This window comes from Nesterenkonia suensis (assembly GCF_054782935.1).
Map to the genome: position 1 here is coordinate 53,769 of NZ_BAAGRN010000005.1, position 19,081 is coordinate 72,849.

Sequence of the window (19,081 nt, forward strand, 5' to 3'; positions counted from 1 at the left end):
CGATGCGTAGAATGGGGCACCGTGAGTGCACAGAACCCCGCCGCATCCGGTCCGAAGGACATCGACACCAATGACCAGCGCGCCGTGCGCGCGGACAAGCGCGCCCGCCTGCTTGCCGAGGGCGTCCAGCCGTATCCGGTGACGGTGGAACGCACCGCCTCCCTGGCCGAGGTCCGTGACCGGTTCCCGGATCTGGAGCCCGGTGCCTCCACCGGGGAGACGGTCTCGGTCACCGGCCGGGTGATGTTCATCCGCAACACCGGCAAGCTCTGCTTCGCCACCTTGCAGGAAGGCGGCCCCGAGGGGCGCGGCACCCGGCTGCAGGCGATGATCTCCCTGGCCGAGGTCGGCGAGGACGCGCTGGCGAGGTGGAAGTCCCTGGTGGACCTGGGCGACCACGTGCAGGTCACCGGTGAGGTGATTGCCTCCCGCCGCGGAGAGCTCTCCGTGATGGTCTCCTCCTTCGAGATCGCCTCCAAGGCGATCCGTCCGTTGCCGGTGCTGCACGCCGAGCTCAATGAGGAGACTCGAGTGCGCCAGCGCTATGCGGACCTGATCGTGCGGGATGAGGCCCGCGAGATGGTCTACCGGCGGGCGGCCATCACGCGGTCCATCCGGGAGACCCTGCACGGGCGCGGCTACGTCGAGGTCGAGACGCCGATGCTGAACCTCATCCACGGCGGAGCCCAGGCGCGGCCATTCGAGACGCACCTGAACGCCTTCGACCAGGACATGACCCTGCGGATCGCCACCGAGCTGTATCTGAAGCGTGCTGTGGTCGGCGGCATCGATCGGATCTTCGAGATCGGCCGGGTCTTCCGCAACGAAGGCGTGGACTCCACCCACTCTCCGGAGTTCACCACCCTGGAGTCCTATGAGGCCTGGGCGGACATGTACACCATGGCCGAGCGGATGCGGGAGATGATCCTCCACGCGGCCGACGCCGTCGGCGCGGGTCGGCAGATCGAGACCGAGCAGGGAATGGTGGACCTCGACGGCGAGTGGGCGTGGGTCAGCGTGTACCCGGGGCTCTCCGAGGCGGTGGGGCAGGAGATCACCCCGGAGACTGACGCTGAGACGCTGCGGGCGATCGCTGAACGCCACGACGTGAAGATCGACCCCGCCTGGGACGCCCAGAAGCTGGTCATGGAGTTGTTCGGCGAGATCGTCGAACCGACCCTGATCCAGCCGACCTTCGTCTGCGACTACCCGCCGGCGGCTCAGCCACTGGCCCGCGAGCACCGCGAGAAGCCGGGCGTCATCGAGGCCTGGGATCTGATCATCGGCGGCATGGAGCGTGGGACTGCCTTCTCCGAGCTGATCGACCCGGTGGTCCAGCGCGAGCGGCTGATGGAGCAGTCCCGCAAGGCGGCCGGCGGCGACGAGGAGGCCATGCAGTTCGACGAGGACTTCCTCCGGGCGCTGGAGTATGGTGCCCCACCCATGGGCGGCATCGGGCTGGGGATCGACCGTCTGGTGATGCTGTTCACCGGTTCGGGGATCCGCGAGACGATCCTCTTCCCGCTGCTCAAGCCTGAGGCCTCCGAGATCGGTGCATCCGCGGCCGCCGGTGGTGCCGGTGGCGCCGCTGATGGCGTCCCGGATCAGGCCCCCGAGAGTGTCTCGGTGGAGCAGTGATGAATTCCCGGGTGACAGACTGTGTCACATCCGTGGATCGAACCTGAACATAGGCAGGGAATGACATGGAGAGTTTCTGGACCTACTTCGAGGTGCTGGCGCCGTCCATCGGTGTCGGGCTGATCTTCTGGCTGGCGATCCGCGCCATCTTCCGGGCTGACCGCAAGGAGCGCGCGATGGAGGCCGAGGTCCGGCGAGAGCTCCTCGCAGAATCCGCCGATCCGCGCCAGAAAGCGGATCGTGCCGAATCGGCGGCCTCTCCTGGGTCGACCGCCTCGCCCCGCTCCTGAGCTGATCCACTCGAGACCCGGCAGTACCGAGAGGCTGCCGGGTCTTGTCATGTCTGCGTGGCGCACCCTGAACGATGCATTCTTTTCTGGACTTTACTGAGAATAGCCTGACAGCTGGTCAGTTGACGGGAATTGTGTTTTCTTGAAACACTTGAAGGGACATGAGCGTTCCCCGTGGGACAGTTTCAGCGGAGAGTGCATCACGCACTCCGAGGTGCCTCTGAGGTCACCTGCTTCACCGGCTTCAGGCGAAGTGTGACGTCGGGGAAATTGCCGAGAATCAGAGCAGTCGGTACGTGAGAGCGCAGTACAGGTTCTCGTGTTCGACGATGAGCAGCGCAGTGAGGTGCATATGGCCCAGAAGGTGGAAGTCGTCCTGGTGGATGATCTGGATGGTAGCGAAGCAAAAGAGACTGTGACTTTCGGTCTGGATTCTCGGTTCTACGAGATCGACCTGAGCGATGAGCACGCCAAAGAACTGCGTGAGCTGCTGAAGAAGTACATCCGCAAGGGTCGGGCGGTCGCCCCGCCGTCCCCCCAGAACGAGGCGCGCAAGATCCGTGAGTGGGCGGTGAAGAACGGCTACCAGGTCTCGAGCCGCGGGCGCCTGCACCGCGACATCGTCGAGGCCTACCGCAACGCGAAGAAGCGCTGAGCCGAGCCCTCAGCGACGTACGACGACGGGGGGCCGCCGACCCCCGGGAACCTCGGGATGGTCGGCGGGCCGCCGTCGTCGTGCCCTGCACCGGTCACGTCATCGAGTGGCCACGAATCCTGGCATCTGGGCCCCACGCATGGCGTGTCACCAGTCAGATGCCGTCAGCCGCGGCCACTCGACGCAGGGCCTCAGCCCGTGAGCTTCTCAGCTCGTGAGCTCCTCGGCCAGCTGGTGGAAGGCCGAGCTCGGGTTGCCGAAGCGGTGCAGCGTCATCGACACCGCCTGCTCCTTGACCCAGTGCCGCAGCTCCACGCGCCCCGAGGCGGTGACCGCATCGTCGAGCAGCGCGACCTCGGGCCGCGGAGCCAGGGCTTCCTGCACCGCCCGATCCAGGGAGCCCAGCACCCGGACCCGCACTCCGACTCCGGTGTCATGGGAGCCCGCGGCCAGGGCGGCGGCGAAGGCGTCGACGTCCTCCCGGTGGGTGCGCAGCTCCAGCTCGGAGGCCAGCGTCTTCACCGTCTTCTTCACGTCCTTGGGGACCTTCGGGTCATAGGAGACCGACACCGCGGAACCGGCGGCCGCGGCGGCGGCCAGGGCGCGCGCCACCTCACGAGCCTCCGCATCGGAACCGACCCGCAGCAGCGCCGCCTCGGGCAGATACCGGAAGATGTTGGCCTCGGCCGTCAGCCCGGTCCTGTCCACCCCGACGCCGAACTCTCGGTCCCACCAGCGGGCGTCATCGGCGACGGCGGTGCGCAGCCAGCCCAGCTCGTCATCGGAGAGCAGCCCCTTGTCCTCCATGGCACCCAGCACTGAGGCCACCGCACCGTTGACGGCCTTCGGAGTCTCCACGGCGGCACCTGAGGCGCCGGGGGCCGCAGCGTCGGCCCACCGGCCGAAGAGCATCACATAATTGGGGCCGCCGGCCTTGGAGCCCAGCCCCACTGAGGACTGCTTCCAACCGCCGAAGGACTGACGCTGCACGATCGCGCCGGTGATGCCGCGGTTGACGTAGGCGTTGCCCGCCTCGACCCGCTCGAGCCAGGTGCGGACCTCCTTGGGCTCCAGCGAGTGGATGCCTCCGGTCAGGCCGAAGTCGACGGCATTCTGCAGCTCGATGGCCTCATCCAGGTCCTTGGCCTTCATCAGGCCCAGCACCGGTCCGAAGACCTCGGTCATGTGGAAGAACGAGCCGGGCTTCACACCCTCCTTGATGCCGGGGCGCCACAGCTTGCCGGTGTCATCCAGCGGCTTCGGCTCCACCAGCCAGGACTCACCCTCCTCCAGCGTGGTCAGTGCCCGCTGCAGCTTCTCGCTCGGCAGCTCGGTGAGCGGACCCACAGTGGCCGAGAGGTTGGTGGGCCAGTCCACCACCAGGGAGGCGGCGGCGTCGACCAGCTGACGGCGGAACCGCTCAGAGTCATAGACGCTGCCGACCAGGATGCCCAGCGAGGCGGCCGAGCACTTCTGCCCGGCGTGGCCGAAGGCGGAGGTCACCAGGTCCTCCACGGCCAGGTCACGGTCGGCCGAGGGGGTGATCACCAGGGCGTTCTTCCCGGAGGTCTCGGCGTTGATCTGCATCTCCGGACGCCAGGACCGGAACATCGCGGCAGTCTCCGAAGCGCCGGTGAGGATGATCCGGTCGACCTCCGGGTGGCTGACCAGCTTCTGGCCGGCGTCGCGCTCGTCCGGGTAGACCCCGTGGAGCACCTCGTGCGGCACTCCGGCCTCCCACAGGGCCTCCAGGATCGCCATCGAGCAGTGCGGGGTCGGCTTCGAGGGCTTGTGGATCACTGCGGCGCCGGCGGCCAGCGCGGCGAAGGTGGAGCCGGCGGGGATCGCCAGCGGGAAGTTCCACGGCGGGGTCACCAGCACCAGCCGGTCCGGGGTGAACTCGGCGTGCTCGACCTCCTCCAGCTCCAGTGCCCGGTGGGCGTAGTAGCGGGCGAAGTCGATCGCCTCGGAGACCTCGGGGTCGGACTGGGCCACAGCCTTGCCGACCTCGGCGGCAGCGATCGAGACCAGGTGACCGCGGCGGGCCGCGAGGATGTCAGCGGTGCGGTAGAGGATGGCGGCACGCTCCGCCGCCGGGCGGGCGGCCCAGTCGGCGGCCGCATCACGGGCGGTGGAGACCAGCGTGTCGACGTCGTCGGCGGAGATCTGCTCAGGCACCGGCTGGGCGTCCAGCCAGCCCGGCTGGGCGGCGCGTTCCATGGCCTCCCGGGCCCAGGCCTGGTTGGCCGGCAGGGCCGGGTCGGTGTCCGGTTCGTTGACGAACTCCGGGATCCCAGTCGCGTAGTCGTCGGCCTCGGCCGCGGCCTCAGCCAGGTTCCGGTCCTCCTCGCGGCGATCCTGAGTGTGCTGCGGAGACGGCGGCAGGTGGCCGTGCGTCTCGAGGATCTCTCCCAGGGTGCCCAGCGAGGCGCGGAAGCGGTCCTCCTCGCGGTGGAAGATCTCGCTGCCGGGCGCCAGGTCGAAGATCCCGGACATGAAGTTCTCGGAGGAGGCGTTCTCCTCCAGGCGACGGACGAGATAGGAGATGGCGACGTCGAACTCGGCCGGACGCACCGCCGGCACGTACAGCAGCAGCTGGCCGACATCGGCGCTGACCGCCTCGGCCTGCTCGGCGGCCATGCCCTGGAGCATCTCGAACTCCAGGCGCTCGCTGACGCCGCGCTCGACGCCGAGCAGATGGGCGAAGGCGATGTCGAACAGGTTGTGTCCGGCCACCCCGAGACGTACCCCGGCCATGTTCTCCCGGGTGAGCAGCCAGTGCAGCACCAGTTTGTAGTTGGCGTCCGAGGCCTGCTTGGACTCGCAGACCACACTCGGCCATCCGGCGATCTCGGCGTGCACGGTCTCCAGGGCGAGGTTCGCCCCCTTGACCAGGCGCACCTTGATCCCCGCGCCGCCGTCGGCGACACGCTCTGCCGCGAAGCCGGCCAGGTCCTGCATGGCGGCCAACGCGTCGGGCAGGTAGGCCTGCAGCACGATGCCGGCCTCCAGGTCCTTCACCTCGGGCAGGGAGAGGAGCCGCTTGAACACGGCGATGGTCAGGTGCAGGTCGCGGTACTCCTCCATGTCCAGGTTGATGAACTTCGAACCTGCGGGGGCCTTGGCGGCCTCCTGGTACATGGGGACCAGCCGCTCGACGACGTAGTCGACCGTCTCGTCGAAGCCCCACATGGACAGCTGGGAGGCGATGGAGGAGACCTTGATGGAGACGTAGTCGACGTCGTCACGGCGGAGCAGCCGCAGCGTGTCCTCCAGGTGCTTGTCCGCCTCGGCCTCGCCGAGGACAGCCTCGCCGAGGAGGTTGATGTTCAGCCGGTGCCCGTCCTTGGTGATGGTGTGCACCGCCTTGCCGAACTGCTTGTCCCGGGCGTCGACGACCATGTGGCCGACCATGGAGCGCATGCGGGCGCGGGCGGCGGGGACGACGACGTTCGGCAGCATCCGGCCCAGCGCAGAGCCGGCCTTGATCTGGGCCCGGTCCAGCGATCCGAGGGTGTCCGGGGCGATCTCGCCGAGCTCGGCCAGCGCCTCTGCGGCGGCCTTGGTGTCCTCGGTGCGGATGACGCGGTCGACGAAGCCGACGGTGAAGTCGAGCCCACGGGGGTGGGAGAGCACGGCGGAGAGCCGCTCCGCGGAGGCGTGGGGTTTGGCGCCGGAGGTCTGGGTGGACTCCAGCCACCGGGTGACCTTGTCCACGGCGGCGTCCGCGATGGCGGTGAGCTCCGAGGGCGCCTCGGGGAGCGGCTGGAAGCCGTCGGCGGGCGGGGTGGGGGTGTCCTGCAGGTCTGCCGTCATAGTGCCTCGCTCGGGTCGTGGGGTGGGTCTGGAGCGCCGCCGGCCGGGCGGTGGTGCGGGGCGGTGCGGGGTGTCCGCCACGGCGCCCGGCGCGAGGGGCGGCCGCCTGCGTGGCATGCGACCGATGCCCTCCGGCAGGTGCTCGGGTCTCTTCTCTGCCAGTGTGCGACCGGGCACAGGCGTGGGGGAAGGGTGATCGACCCCTCCTCGGCGAGAATGAGTCAGAATAGATCCATGACATCATCCCGCGGGCGGCCCCGCATCCAGGAGACCGCCGATGAGATCGTGGCCAGCGTGCTGGCCACTGCCGGTCCACGGGTCAGCACTCCGGAGTTCTCGACACGACGCGTGGCGGAGCTGACCGGCCTGAGTCAGGCCGTGGTGTCGAGGTCCTTCCGGCGGATTCGGCAGGGCGGTGGGGCAGTGGCTGCGCGGCCGGGTGCGGCAGAGGCCGCCGGCGCTGCGGCCGGTGGTGCGGCGGAGCCGCCTCGGGGGCCGCTGCAGCTGGAGAGGATGCAGCTGGAGAGGGTGCAGGTCAGCTTCCCGGTGATCCGGGTGGAGTTCGGGCCGATCGCCGGGGAGAGGGAGCGCAGTGTGGCACCTCGGCCCACGGCGTTCAGCCGGCGGGCGGCGGCGTTGATGGCCGCGCTGCAGGTCTCCGGTGCACGGGACTGGCCGATCCCGGACGAACTGATGGGGTCGGCGGAGCTGACGGAGCTGACGGAGTCGGACGAGCTGAAGAGGTCGGAGGTGCCGTCGGGGCGGGCCGAGCAGGCGGAGGACACGGTCCGCGGGGTGCCAGGTGACGGTGCGGGGCGGGGTGACCCGGAGGGTGCCGGCAGGGTGCGGGTGATCTGGCGGCCGGGCCGGGGTGACTGGGAGGACTTCGCCCGCCAGGTGGCCGGACTGCTGGACCGCAGTCCGCCCGGTGATGACGCAGTGCCCGGTGATCTGCTCCGGCAGCTCAGTGCCCGGGCCGGCCGCGGGCTGCACGGGGTGGACTGGCGTCGAGGCAGGCCCAGCGAAAGACGTCCAGATTTTGACTCAGAATCCCTGGCGGTTCCGGAATATCCTGCCCCCGGACGGGCGAGTCGCTGGTTGCCGCATGCGCAGCTCTCGGTGACCGAGCAGATCGCGATCGCCCTGCGCAAGGAGATCATGAATGCCGGGTACCGGCCGGGAGACCGGATCACGGCGGCCCCTCTGGCCTCCCGTCTGGGGCTCGGGGCTGGAACGGTACGCACTGCCATGCGCCGGCTGGCCGACGACGGGCTGCTGGCTTCCGGGTCGGGCGGGTTCAGCGTCCCGCAGGTGACCGGGGCTGATGTCATCGACCTCTACGCGGCGCGCCTGCATGTGGGGATGGTCCTGCTGCGCGGCTGTGCGATGCAACCCCGTCACCGGCTGCTGCCGGCCCGGCTGGCGTTGGGGGCGGTGGAGGCGGCCGTGCGGGAGGGCGACGGCGCCGACGTCGACCAGGCGGACCTGCAGTTCCAGCAGGAGCTGGCCGATGCGGCGGGACTGGACCAGTCGGCGCGCAGCTTCCACGCGCTCACACTGCGGGTTCGGATGTTCATCTCGGTGCTGCAGCTGGACTACACCCCCGCAGTCGACAGGATCGTCCATGACGATCGCCGTCTCATGGCTGAGCTGCTGGCCGGCCGGGCGGAAGAGGCCGTGCGGATCTGGCGAGGGAAGCTGGACAACGCGGTGCGCCACATGTCGGCCCTGGCGCCGGAGGCCTTCGACGCCGACCTGTGGACCCGGCTGAGCCGGGGGTGAGGGTGGCATGTCCTGCCCTGGACCTGGTGCCGCCCGGGCGGACCGTGAAGGATGGACCCATGACACCCGCTGACCACACCGCCCCCTCCCTCGGCGTCACCCCGCCCGGCCGGGTGTCGGCTCACCCGCCCGGCCGGGTGTCGGCTCAGACGATCTCCGGGACGCCGTCGGGGGAGGCTCGCGCATGAGCACCCCGCTGATCCTCGTCGGCGCCGGCGGAATGGGCCGGGCCTGGCTGCAGACCATTCGGGACGAGCCCCGGGCCGAGCTGGTCGGCGTCGTCGACCTCGACCTCGAGGCCGCCCGCGCCGCCCTAGGTGCGGCTGGCTGCGATGAGGTGTCGGTGGGCGACGACGCGGTCGCGCTCGCCGCGAAGACGGGCGCCGAGGCGGTGGTGAACGTGACGATCCCGCGGGCGCATCACCCGGTGTCCATCGCGGCGCTGTTCGCCGGGCTGCCAGTGCTCAGCGAGAAGCCGGTGGCGGATGTCCTTCCGCGGGCCCTGTCCCTGGCCGCCGCCTCCGCACTCACCGGACAGCTGCTCATGGTCAGCCAGTCACGCCGGTACAACCAGCAGCTTGTCGCCCTCCGTGCACAGGCCCGCGGCCTGGGTGCGCCGGGCGCGCTGGTGACGGAGTTCTTCAAGGCCCCGCGTTTCGGCGGCTTCCGAGAGCAGATGTCCCATCCGCTGCTGCTGGACATGGCTATCCACCCGTTCGACACCGCACGGTTCCTGCTCGACGCTGATCCGGTGTCCGTGTACTGCGAGGAGTTCAACCCGTCCTGGTCCTGGTACGACGGCGACGCCGCGGCCACCGCGATCTTCCAGATGTCCGGCGGCGTGCGATTCGTCTACACCGGGAGCTGGTGCAGCCCGGGGCAGGAGACCTCCTGGAACGGGTCGTGGCGGCTTTCGGCCGAGCACGGGACGGCGATCTGGGACGGCGACCACGAGCCCAGGGCGGAGGCACCGGAGGCACCGGAGAAGGCGCCCGCGGTGGCAGGCGCCGCTGACGAGACGGTCGCCGGCGAGGCCGCCGTCGCGCCGAGGGAGGGCATCGCCGGGGCGCTGGTGGAGTTCCTGGACGCCCTGGAGGCCGGCCCGGGCGACTCCGCCCCGATGGGCGAGGTCCACCAGAACATCATGAGCCTGGCCATGGTGGAGGCCGCCGTCGAGTCTGCCTCCCGCGGCGGGCGCGTGCGGATCGACGAGGTGCTCGACAACGCCTGGCGTCAGGCGCTCGCCGAAGAGGCCCGCGCCGACGTCCGCGCCTGGATGGCGGCCTGGCCCTCGGTGCGGGAGGCACTGGCACCCCGCTGAAGATCGTCTCTCTGTGAGAGATCGTCCCTGGATTCGGGGACGATCTCTCACAGAGAGACGATCCGCGAGGGAAGGGTCCGACCCGGACCGAACTTTCCCCGGTGGCGAACAGGCGCCCCAAAGCGGTCGCACCCCCGTAGCATCGAAGGTGAGCATCAACGCGAGGAGTGTCATTGGCCATGTTCGAGAGATTCACCGACCGCGCACGGCGAGTGGTTGTGCTGGCCCAAGAAGAGGCCCGCATGCTCAACCACAACTACATCGGCACCGAGCACATCCTGCTCGGCCTCATCCACGAGGGTGAGGGCGTCGCCGCCAAGGCCCTGGAGTCTCTGGACATCTCGCTGGGCGGAGTCCGCGAGAAGGTCCAGGAGAAGATCGGCCCGGGCCAGAACGCGCCCAGCGGCCACATCCCCTTCACGCCGCGCGCCAAGAAGGTCCTGGAGCTCTCGCTGCGTGAGGCCCTGCAGCTGGGCCACAACTACATCGGCACCGAGCACATCCTGCTCGGCCTGATCCGCGAGGGCGAGGGCGTCGCCGCCCAGGTCCTCGTGGAGCTCAACGCTGACCTGAACAAGGTGCGCCAGCAGGTCATCCAGCTGCTGTCCGGCTACCAGGGCGGCGGCCAGGAGAAGGCGGGCGCCGGCGTCGGGCAGGGGGCGACCGAAGGTCAGCCCTCGGGCTCCGTGGTGCTGGACCAGTTCGGCCGCAACCTCACCGCCGCGGCCCGTGAGGCCGCACTGGACCCGGTGGTCGGCCGGGACTACGAGCGGCAGCGTGTGATGCAGGTGCTCTCCCGCCGCACCAAGAACAACCCGGTGCTCATCGGTGAGCCCGGCGTCGGCAAGACCGCCGTCGTCGAGGGTCTGGCCCAGGCGATCGTGAACAACGACGTCCCGGAGATCCTGCGGGACAAGCAGCTCTACACGCTGGACCTCGGGTCCCTGGTGGCCGGCTCCCGCTACCGCGGTGACTTCGAGGAGCGCCTGAAGAAGGTGCTCAAGGAGATCCGCACCCGCGGTGACATCATCCTGTTCATCGACGAGATCCACACCCTCGTGGGCGCCGGTGCCGCTGAAGGGGCCATCGACGCCGCCAACATTCTCAAGCCGCTGCTGGCCCGTGGCGAGCTGCAGACCATCGGTGCGACCACTCTGGACGAGTACCGCAAGCACATCGAGAAGGACGCCGCACTGGAGCGCCGCTTCCAGCCGATCCAGGTGGACGAGCCCTCGGTGGAGACCACCGTGCAGATCCTGCGCGGGCTGCGTGACCGCTACGAGGCCCACCACAAGGTCTCCATCACCGAGGAGGCCCTCGAGGCGGCCGCTTCCCTGGGCCACCGGTACATCAACGACCGGTTCCTGCCGGACAAGGCGATCGACCTGATCGACGAGGCCGGTGCCCGACTGCGCATCCAGAAGATGACCGCGCCGCCGGAGCTCAAGGAGTTCGACGCCAAGATCGAAGACGTCCGGCGGGAGAAGGAGGCCGCCATCGACGCCCAGGACTTCGAAGGTGCGGCCTCCCTGCGGGACACGGAGCAGAAGCTCGTCGAGGAGCGTCAGAAGAAGGAGGACGCCTGGAAGTCCGGCTCCATGGACGAGATCGCCGAAGTCGATGCCGATCTGATCGCCGAGGTCCTGGCCTTCTCCACCGGCATCCCGGTGTTCAAGCTCACCGAGCAGGAGTCCGACCGCCTCAAGCGGATGGAGGAGGAGCTGCACAAGCGGGTCATCGGCCAGGACGAGGCTGTGAAGTCCCTGTCCCGGGCGATCCGCCGCACCCGCGCCGGGCTGAAGGACCCGAACCGGCCGTCGGGCTCGTTCATCTTCGCCGGCCCCACCGGCGTCGGCAAGACCGAGCTGGCCAAGACGCTGGCCGAGTTCCTCTTCGGCGACGAAGACGCGCTCATCACCTTGGACATGTCGGAGTACTCCGAGAAGCACACCGTCTCCCGGCTCTTCGGTGCGCCCCCCGGCTACGTGGGCTACGAGGAGGGCGGTCAGCTGACCGAGAAGGTCCGGCGTCGTCCGTTCTCCGTGGTCCTGTTCGACGAGGTGGAGAAGGCCCACGCGGACCTGTTCAACTCTCTGCTGCAGATCCTCGAGGACGGTCGGCTCAGCGACTCACAGGGCCGCGTGGTGGACTTCAAGAACACGGTGATCATCATGACCACCAACCTCGGCACCAGCGAGATCTCCAAGAGCGTGATGACCGGCTTCCAGTCGACCACGGACACCACCACGAACTACGAGCGGATGAAGGGGAAAGTCAGCCAGGAGCTGCGCCAGCACTTCCGCCCGGAGTTCCTCAACCGTGTGGACGACACCATCGTCTTCCCGCAGCTGCAGCAGTCCGAGATCGTCAAGATCGTGGACCTGTTCGTCGACCGCCTGCGGGAGCGTCTGGCCGAGCAGGCGATGACCCTCGAGGTCTCCCAGCCGGCCCGCGAGTTCCTCGCGGACAAGGGATACGACCCCTCGATGGGTGCCCGTCCGCTGCGCCGGGCGATCCAGTCGATGGTCGAGGACCAGCTCTCCGAGCAGATCCTCTACGGGGAGATCCCGCACGGCGCCGAGATCAGCATCGGCCTGAAGGGCGAAGGGGAGGATCGCGAGCTCACCTTCGACTGGAAGGCGCCGGCGCCCCAGATCGAAGGCACTGAGGAGCCGGCGGCGATCGAGAGCTGAGCCGGCCGGTCTGAGCCGGTGGTGCTGATCCGGTCCTGCTGAACGAGAGCGGGGGCCGGGTTCCTTTCCAGGAACCCGGCCCCCGCTCTCGTCTGTGCGTCGGATGTGCCGAACTCGCTGCGGCGTGCCCGGCCGGGGCGCCGACGCCGGGAGTCAGCCCTTCGGCACGGGCGGGCCCACCGCCAGCAGTCCCACGAACACGACGACGACGCCGACCGCCAGCGCCCCGCCGACCAGTGCCGGCCGGTTCAGCAGGACCCGCAGCAGCCGGTCATGCCAGCGGTGGTCGCGCGGATCCTCTCCGGGGCGGGTGCGCCACGCGCCGTCGAGCCGGCCGCTGCGCTTGAGCCAGATGTCCACCGGCACAGTGGCGTAGGGGACGATCGCGCTGATGATCGCGGTGGTGGCCGGACCGGCGCTCCAGCGCTGATTCTTCGCCACGATCACCGCGGTGGCCGCATAGGCGAGGAACACGAAGCCGTGGATGCCGCCGCCGATGGTCACAGCGACGTCGAGCCCGTGGGTGGCACGCAGGATCATCCCGCCGATCAGCAGGGTCCAGGAGATCGCCTCGGCGATCGCCAGCACACGGAAGAAGATCTTGGGGGAGCGGAACACGCTTCTCCTGGGGGTCTGGGGTGAACGGTGTGTGAGGGGCGACGTCGGCGGCCCCGGTGCCGGGTCGCGATCGCCCGCCAGCATGGTACGGGGTCCACCTGGGAACGACGGTCAGGGTGTCGGGACGGTGCCAGCGGATGTCATAGGGTGCTCCAGTGATGGAGAACCACCAGCACCCTGCCGCACAGGCCGCAGCCGACTCGGACGAGCCTCCTCTTCTCCTGCAGCACCACGGCGATCAGCACCGCTGGGTCCCCCACCTGACGGCGTCGGTGCTCGGCCTGGCGGTCGGCCTCGCCGTGGTCGGCCCGGGTGGGGGTGCGTGGGGATGGGGCCTGGGCGTCGGACTGTTCGTCGCGGTCATCGTCTGGGGTCCCCTGAGGGTCTTCATGGAACCACGGGCCCCGCACCTCGAGATCGACTTCCCCGCTGAGGAGCTCACCATCGGGAGGAGGCGCCGAGTGCCCTTCGCGGCGTTCGTCGGGGCCGCGACGGTGACCAGGCCACGGACCGAGGTCGGATCCGAGGTCCGGACCGTGGGCCTCGCCCTCGACACCGCCACCGGTGCTGAGGAAGCCGCTGCTGAAGCGGGAGGAGAGGTGCCGCGCCGGTTCACGCTGATGCACGAGCTGAGGATGGATTCTGGGGAGCCGTTCCGGATCGTGCTGGGCGGCAGACGCGCAGGCGCGTCCCAGGAGTCGCTGGTGCTGTATGCCCGGCTGCTGGAGGCCCTGGACTTCAGCCCCCGCAACTGGGTCGTGGCCGGGATGCAGTCTCGTGAGCCGGATCGCTACGGCCTCGACGCCGACAGCGACCATCCCCAGGCAGGAGCCTGGCAGCTGGCGGAACTGCGGCGCCAGGTCGACTCCCTGCGCCGAGCGGGGCACGACGGCGGGCCCGTGACGCACCAGGATCTGGGACACGCCACGCTGGTCGAGCACATGACGGAGGACGAACACCAGGCCTGGAAGCTGCGGGCCGCGCGTCAGCGCAAGCTCCGTGGACGGGCAGACGGCGCGGAAGGACGCCGTCGGGAGCGTGACGCCGTCGGGCACCAGACCCGCGCTGCTGCGTCGACCTGGAGACGATGGCGCCGCGTCTGTGGTGGGGCCGCCGCGCTGCTGCTCGTGGGCGCGTCCGCGGTGCTGTTCTACGCCACGGCGGCTACCACTGACGTGGCTGGCGCAGTGTCACAGTCTGCGGGTCTGGCGATAGGGCTCGGATGGCTGCTGATCCTGGGGCATGGAGCTCTGTGGGACCAGCAGATCCGGGTGCAGCGACGGACAGCTTCGCGCCTGCTCGCCCCTGGAACTGACACCGGGCAGGCGACGGCGGGTCTCTACTCCCAGTGGTGGTGGCGCGTGATCGGTAGCCCGTCGAAGCGACGCGTCCCGGCCGGGCCGGAGCCCGCACCCGAGCAGCGGAACCACGGACCGACGCCGATCGACGCCCACCTCGGACTCGGAGCCCGTGAGGCGCTGGTGGCCTCCGGAGCACTGGCGGAGGTGGTCATCGACTCCTGGACCGATCATCCTCGCCGCCTGCTGCGCCGCCTCGCGATCAGCGGGGAGCTGCTGGCCGTGGGGGTGCTCCTGCTCCTGTTCGCCTCGGGGTGGTGGGGATTCCTGCTGATCGCCGGGGTGCTCGCCTCGGTCAGCATCTGGTGGCATGGACGTCTGAACCGTCATGGACCCCATGGATCTCGGGCGGAGATCCGGCACCTGCTCGACCTCCTCGAGCGCATGCGCACCGACCCGGCCTACGGGGCTCACCCGCTGCGCTGACCAGGGGCGCCGCCGTCGTCGAGGGTGGGGCCATCAGCCGCCGACGGACACCGCCTCGCGGACGGCGTCGACCATCCTCTGCCGGGCCCGCCGGCCTTCAGGGGTCGGCAGCAACGGGTAGACGTGCAGGTGGCCGGGCTGCTCGTGGTACTCGACCTCGGCCCCGTCGTCCGTCGCGCGTCGGACGAACAGTCGGGTGTCGGGGTTGAGGATGTCTCGGGTGCCGCTGAAAACCAGCAGCGGACCGATGCCTGTCAGGTCACCGAGGAAGGGGTTGAGGACAGGGTCCGCCCCGTGCTCGCCGATCCACCGCTCCGAGAGTTCGAGCTGGCCCTTCTTGACCAGCCACGGGTCCTCCGGTTGGCGGGCGTCGATCTCCGGGTTGCCGAACCGCAGGTCCAGGGCCGGAGAGATCAGCGCGGTCAGTGACGCCGGCCGCTCCTGCTGCGCCAGCATCAGGGCGGCGGACAGGGCGATGGATCCCCCCGCAGAGTCACCCATGAGCACCAGAGGCCGTTCCGCGTCTGCGGCGAGCTCCGCGACGCGCGGCACCACCGTGGCCGCCGTGCCGCCGTCCTGCACCAGGGGGTAGGCAGGCATGAGCACCTGCACCTGGGCGTCTGCGGCCAGGCGCTGAACCCACCGCCAATGGGCCGGAGCCGCCTCATGGACCCAGCCGCCGCCGTGCAGGTACAGCACGGTGCCGCGAGGAGGGGCACCCTCCGGAGCGATCCTGTGGATCAGCCAGCCCTCGCCCTTCCACGCGGAGATCCTGATGTCCTTCCGAGGTCGGCGGGGCGGGTCCACGGACTGGGGATGCTGAGTCAGGTCCTCCAGGTGTCGGAGCACATGCTCGCGGGTGCGGTAGTGCCTGTCGGCCCGCCGGGCGCGCATCACCAGCGGCATGAGCCGTGCGGCGAGGCTCATGGGTCGGTGCTGTTGCCGGGTTCGGGTGCCGGTCGCCGAAGCATCTGTCATGGTCACCGATGCTAGCGTGTGCCTCGCCCCGGGGCGGCTCCGCCCCAGGACGAAGCCAGCGGAACGTCGGGTGATGCTGTCAGGGCTCGTCGGTACAGTGTCCTGGTCATGACTCAGCACACTCCTCAGCATCTTTCGCAGGTCGACGGCGCCGCGGGCGGGGGAGCTCTGCTGGTGGAGGGTCGCGAGATTCCGGTCCACCGGATCATCGGGGGAGATTCTCACGAGTCCCCGCTGACCATGCAGGGGGACCCCGCCGGGCTCCTCGGCGTCTTCGGGCAGCGGCCGGATGACGACGCTCCCGCCGCGCCACGGACGGCCGATGTGACCCGGACAGCCGATGTGACGTTGCGCCACACGCTCATCACCACCCTGGGTCCGGTGGACCTGGACCTCGCAGGGCCCGGGTCGGAGGGCATGGACGCCCAGCAGCTGCGAGCCTATGCGGAGATCCTGGCGCAGGCCGACGCCAGCGGAGACAACCCCGCCGTCGTCGCGCACCAGGACGAGGACCCGGAGGATTACGGCATGGCTGTGGACCTGACCCACCCGCGCCAGGAGGAGTGGCGTCTGGCCCAGCTGCGTCGGATCGGGGAGCAGATCGACGACGCCGCCCAGCCGCAGCGCCGCCTCGAGCGCAGAGCCCGAGGCTCCACGGTGATCAGCGGCGTGCTGGCCGTGGCTGCACTCGGTGTCGCCTATCTGGCCGCGTATCTGGAGGCGGAGCAGCTCCTGCAGCCGCTGCTCGTGGTGTTCCTGGCGATGCTGCTGGTCCTGTGCGTCGCGCTGCCGGTGCTCGGCGCGGTCCACGACCGCAGGATCCGCGCGATGCGCGCGGTCTCCATCCGGGAGCTCGCCGCGGACACCCCGGGGGGTCGCGCGACAGCGGTGCTCCATACGAACTGGTGGCAGCGGGCGGTCGCCGCACCCGGAGATCTGCAGGACCCGGACGCTGAACAGGAGCGGGCGGATCGGGCGGCCGCCTATGATCCGATGCTGCGTCCGCTGGAGGTCGTGCGGCACAGCCCGGCCACGTCTCCCTCTCTGGTGGGCGCCTGGAGGACGGGGCCACGCCTGCTGCGGAAGTGCCTCAGTGCCGTGGCTGTGATCGTGGGAGTGCTGGGGCTCTTCTGGGCCGGCGAGCGGGAGGACTGGCTGCTGGCGGGCGTCTGCCTGGCCGGGGCCGCCGTCGCGGGCCTGACCCTGTGGGTGTTCATCGGCCGCGAGGAGACGCTTCAGGAGCGTGACCTCCGGAAGCTGGCGGGCACGCTGGAACAGATCCGCACCGACCCGGCCTACGGGGCACATCTGGTGCGCTGAGCAGCTGCGGCGGGCATGGGCGTCGCGGCCAGACGGGGCCGGTTCTTCGCAGCCGGCGACGACGCTCCGGCGTGTCAGCGGCCCGCGGTACGGTGGTCCCCATGGCCACCCGCACCACCAGTCGCAGCAAGGGGAAGAACGCCCCTACCTTCGAATGCTCCGAATGCGGATGGCAGACGGTCAAGTGGGTCGGACGCTGCCCGGAATGCCAGTCCTGGGGCACGGTGGAGGAGAAGGGGCAGGTCACCGCGCGGACCACTGCCGCCTCGAATCTGGCCGCCCCAGCGAAGGCCATCGGCGACGTCGACGCCTCGGTGGCCGAGTTCCGCGCCTCCGGCATCGGCGAGCTGGACCGTGTGCTCGGCGGCGGGCTGGTGCCCGGGGCGGTGATCCTGATGGCCGGGGAGCCCGGCGTCGGGAAGTCCACGCTGTTGCTGCAGGTGGCCTCCGCCGTCGCGCAGGCCCACCCGGACCAGCCGGTGCTGTACCTGACCGGCGAGGAGTCCGCCGCGCAGGTGAAGAAGCGCGCCGAACGCATCGACGCCATGTCGGACGGGCTGTATCTGGCCGCGGAGTCGGACCTGGGGCAGGCGCTGGGGCAGATCGACCAGAGCTCCCCGCAGCTGACCATCATGGACTCGGTGCAGACCCTGTCGTCGGCAGAGGTGGAGGGAGCCGCCGGTGGGGTGACCCAGATCCGTGAGGTCACCGCCTCGATGATCGAGGCCGCCAAACGGCGGAACATGACCACCATCCTGGTCGGCCACGTGACCAAGGACGGCGCCATCGCCGGTCCCCGGATGCTCGAGCACCTGGTGGACGTGGTCTGCCAGTTCGAAGGCGACCGCCATTCGCGGCTGCGCCTGCTGCGCGCGGTGAAGAACCGCTACGGCCCCACCGACGACGTCGGCTGCTTCGACCTCACCGAGGGCGGGCTGACCTCCCTGGCCGACCCGTCCGGACTGTTCGTCTCCGCGATGACCGACCGGGTCCCGGGGACGTGCATCACCATCACCTTGGAGGGTCGGCGCCCGCTGACCGCCGAGGTGCAGGCCCTGGTGGCTGAGTCCCCCGCTTCGCAGCCGCGACGTGCCGTCTCCGGGCTGGACTCACCCCGGGTGTCCATGCTGCTGGCGGTGCTGCAGCGGCGCGCTCGGCTGGCCACCCTGTTCAAGTCGGAGACCTATGTGGCCACTGTCGGCGGGGTGAAGATCACCGAGCCGGCGGCGGACCTCTCCATCGCGCTCGCCGTGGCCTCCGCCGCCCTGGAGAAGCCGCTGCCCAACCGGTTCCTCGCCTTCGGGGAGGTCGGACTGGCCGGGGAGGTGCGTCAGGTGCCCGGGTTGCAGCGCCGTCTGCAGGAGGCCCAGCGGCTCGGGTTCACCCACGCGATCGTGCCCCGCGGGGCGTCGACGAGCGACATCCCCGAGGGGATGACGGTGAAGGAGATCGGCTCGCTGCCGGAGGCGATGGCGCTGCTGTTCGACGGCGGCTCCGCGCAGGCTTCGCAGAACTGAGGTCCTGCGGCGTATTGCCAGAGCTGCCGGGCGACGCGCGTCATGCCCGGCAGCCGACACTGATCAGTCCTCGAAACGGATCTCCACGCGACGATTCTCGGCGTACGTGCTCGGCTCGGTGGGGTCCTCTTCCACTGCCGGATCCGTGTCGGCCCGTCCCTCGATCGTCAACAGGAGATCATCACGTTCCGAACTCAGGGCGTCGGCCACCGACTGCGCGCGCCTCTCTGAGAGCTCCTCATTGGTGAGGTCTTCATCGCTCTGGCGAATCGGCCGCGAATCTGTGTGGCCGATGATATGCACCTCGGCGCCCTCCGGCACTGCCTCCGCCAGCTCCGCGATGAGCACGTCAGCACCTCGCGGCAGCTCCCAGCTGTTGGCGCTGAAGAGGATGTCCGACTCGAGGACGATCGAACCGTCCTCCGCCGTGCTGACAGAATCCTCGAAGTCCTGTTCGTCGACCGTTTCTTCCGGTGCGAAGATGCCACAGCCACTGAGAGCAAGTACGGTGGCGAGTCCGGCCACCGGTCCTCGACGTTGCCAGCGATGGTCGTGCCTCATCCAGGTCCCTATCCTCAGGTCGAGTGCGATGCGCGGAGCCGAAGGCGCCGCGGCTCGCCCCTCCCTCGGCGAGCTGAATCGCCAGCGTAACCCGGCACGTCGGAGGAC

The 19,081-nt window shown here is 69.8% G+C and carries 13 protein-coding genes; 9 read left to right on the plus strand and 4 right to left on the minus strand.

The window, feature by feature from the left end:
- The first annotated feature begins 21 nt into the window (after window positions 1–21).
- From lysS to ACYVKI_RS06755, 3 genes are all read left to right on the plus strand, one after another.
- Entirely contained in the window at window positions 22–1,638 is a 1,617-nt protein-coding gene (lysS, locus tag ACYVKI_RS06745) for a lysine--tRNA ligase (protein ID WP_460689580.1), read from the plus strand.
- A gap of 65 nt (window positions 1,639–1,703) precedes the next feature.
- Window positions 1,704–1,928: a hypothetical protein gene (locus tag ACYVKI_RS06750; RefSeq protein ID WP_460689581.1), complete on the plus strand. Its 225-nt coding sequence runs from the start codon at window positions 1,704–1,706 to the stop codon at window positions 1,926–1,928.
- Between the two features lie 352 nt (window positions 1,929–2,280).
- The gene (locus tag ACYVKI_RS06755) at window positions 2,281–2,583 is read left to right on the plus strand and encodes a histone-like nucleoid-structuring protein Lsr2 (protein ID WP_460689739.1); all 303 of its coding nucleotides are present in this window, start codon (window positions 2,281–2,283) and stop codon (window positions 2,581–2,583) included.
- A gap of 207 nt (window positions 2,584–2,790) precedes the next feature.
- On the opposite strand, the gene ACYVKI_RS06760 is transcribed toward ACYVKI_RS06755, so the two are convergent.
- Window positions 2,791–6,399, minus strand: coding sequence for a proline dehydrogenase family protein (locus ACYVKI_RS06760; RefSeq protein WP_460689582.1), 3,609 nt, complete (start codon window positions 6,397–6,399; stop codon window positions 2,791–2,793).
- A gap of 234 nt (window positions 6,400–6,633) precedes the next feature.
- Between ACYVKI_RS06760 and ACYVKI_RS06765 the strand changes: the two genes are divergently transcribed.
- The 3 genes from ACYVKI_RS06765 (at window position 6,634) to ACYVKI_RS06775 (ending at window position 12,195) form a co-directional block, all read left to right on the plus strand.
- The gene (locus tag ACYVKI_RS06765) at window positions 6,634–8,181 is read left to right on the plus strand and encodes a GntR family transcriptional regulator (protein WP_460689583.1); all 1,548 of its coding nucleotides are present in this window, start codon (window positions 6,634–6,636) and stop codon (window positions 8,179–8,181) included.
- 184 nt (window positions 8,182–8,365) lie between these two features.
- Window positions 8,366–9,502 (plus strand): Gfo/Idh/MocA family protein, encoded by a 1,137-nt coding sequence (locus ACYVKI_RS06770; protein ID WP_460689584.1) that lies wholly within the window; start codon window positions 8,366–8,368, stop codon window positions 9,500–9,502.
- Window positions 9,503–9,681: 179 nt separating this feature from the next.
- Window positions 9,682–12,195: an ATP-dependent Clp protease ATP-binding subunit gene (locus ACYVKI_RS06775; RefSeq protein ID WP_460689585.1), complete on the plus strand. Its 2,514-nt coding sequence runs from the start codon at window positions 9,682–9,684 to the stop codon at window positions 12,193–12,195.
- Between the two features lie 153 nt (window positions 12,196–12,348).
- Here the strand turns inward: ACYVKI_RS06775 and ACYVKI_RS06780 are convergent, their stop codons facing one another.
- A complete protein-coding gene (locus ACYVKI_RS06780; RefSeq protein WP_460689586.1) occupies window positions 12,349–12,813 on the minus strand; it encodes a DUF3817 domain-containing protein in 465 nt (154 codons plus the stop codon).
- Window positions 12,814–12,968: 155 nt separating this feature from the next.
- On the opposite strand from ACYVKI_RS06780, the gene ACYVKI_RS06785 reads away from it, so the two are divergent.
- Window positions 12,969–14,597 carry a hypothetical protein gene (locus ACYVKI_RS06785; RefSeq protein WP_460689587.1) on the plus strand — a complete coding sequence of 543 codons (1,629 nt, stop codon included), beginning with the start codon at window positions 12,969–12,971 and terminating at the stop codon, window positions 14,595–14,597.
- A gap of 33 nt (window positions 14,598–14,630) precedes the next feature.
- On the opposite strand, the gene ACYVKI_RS06790 is transcribed toward ACYVKI_RS06785, so the two are convergent.
- Window positions 14,631–15,575 carry an alpha/beta hydrolase fold domain-containing protein gene (locus ACYVKI_RS06790; protein ID WP_460689588.1) on the minus strand — a complete coding sequence of 315 codons (945 nt, stop codon included), beginning with the start codon at window positions 15,573–15,575 and terminating at the stop codon, window positions 14,631–14,633.
- A gap of 108 nt (window positions 15,576–15,683) precedes the next feature.
- On the opposite strand from ACYVKI_RS06790, the gene ACYVKI_RS06795 reads away from it, so the two are divergent.
- Entirely contained in the window at window positions 15,684–16,895 is a 1,212-nt protein-coding gene (locus ACYVKI_RS06795; protein ID WP_460689589.1) for a hypothetical protein, read from the plus strand.
- 101 nt (window positions 16,896–16,996) lie between these two features.
- On the plus strand, window positions 16,997–18,412 hold the full coding sequence (gene radA, locus ACYVKI_RS06800; protein ID WP_460689590.1) for a DNA repair protein RadA: 1,416 nt from the start codon (window positions 16,997–16,999) through the stop codon (window positions 18,410–18,412).
- 63 nt (window positions 18,413–18,475) lie between these two features.
- On the opposite strand, the gene ACYVKI_RS06805 is transcribed toward radA, so the two are convergent.
- The gene (locus ACYVKI_RS06805; protein ID WP_460689591.1) at window positions 18,476–18,973 is read right to left on the minus strand and encodes an OmpA family protein; all 498 of its coding nucleotides are present in this window, start codon (window positions 18,971–18,973) and stop codon (window positions 18,476–18,478) included.
- Window positions 18,974–19,081 lie beyond the last annotated feature (108 nt).

Coding starts and splice junctions, on each gene's coding strand:
- ACYVKI_RS06750 (WP_460689581.1), top strand. CDS start 1,704: ATGGAGAGTTTCTGGACCTACTTCGAGGTGCTGGCGCCGTCCATCGGT.
- ACYVKI_RS06755 (WP_460689739.1), top strand. CDS start 2,281: ATGGCCCAGAAGGTGGAAGTCGTCCTGGTGGATGATCTGGATGGTAGC.
- ACYVKI_RS06760 (WP_460689582.1), bottom strand. CDS start 6,399: ATGACGGCAGACCTGCAGGACACCCCCACCCCGCCCGCCGACGGCTTC.
- ACYVKI_RS06765 (WP_460689583.1), top strand. CDS start 6,634: ATGACATCATCCCGCGGGCGGCCCCGCATCCAGGAGACCGCCGATGAG.
- ACYVKI_RS06770 (WP_460689584.1), top strand. CDS start 8,366: ATGAGCACCCCGCTGATCCTCGTCGGCGCCGGCGGAATGGGCCGGGCC.
- ACYVKI_RS06775 (WP_460689585.1), top strand. CDS start 9,682: ATGTTCGAGAGATTCACCGACCGCGCACGGCGAGTGGTTGTGCTGGCC.
- ACYVKI_RS06790 (WP_460689588.1), bottom strand. CDS start 15,575: ATGACAGATGCTTCGGCGACCGGCACCCGAACCCGGCAACAGCACCGA.
- ACYVKI_RS06795 (WP_460689589.1), top strand. CDS start 15,684: ATGACTCAGCACACTCCTCAGCATCTTTCGCAGGTCGACGGCGCCGCG.
- radA (WP_460689590.1), top strand. CDS start 16,997: ATGGCCACCCGCACCACCAGTCGCAGCAAGGGGAAGAACGCCCCTACC.
- ACYVKI_RS06805 (WP_460689591.1), bottom strand. CDS start 18,973: ATGAGGCACGACCATCGCTGGCAACGTCGAGGACCGGTGGCCGGACTC.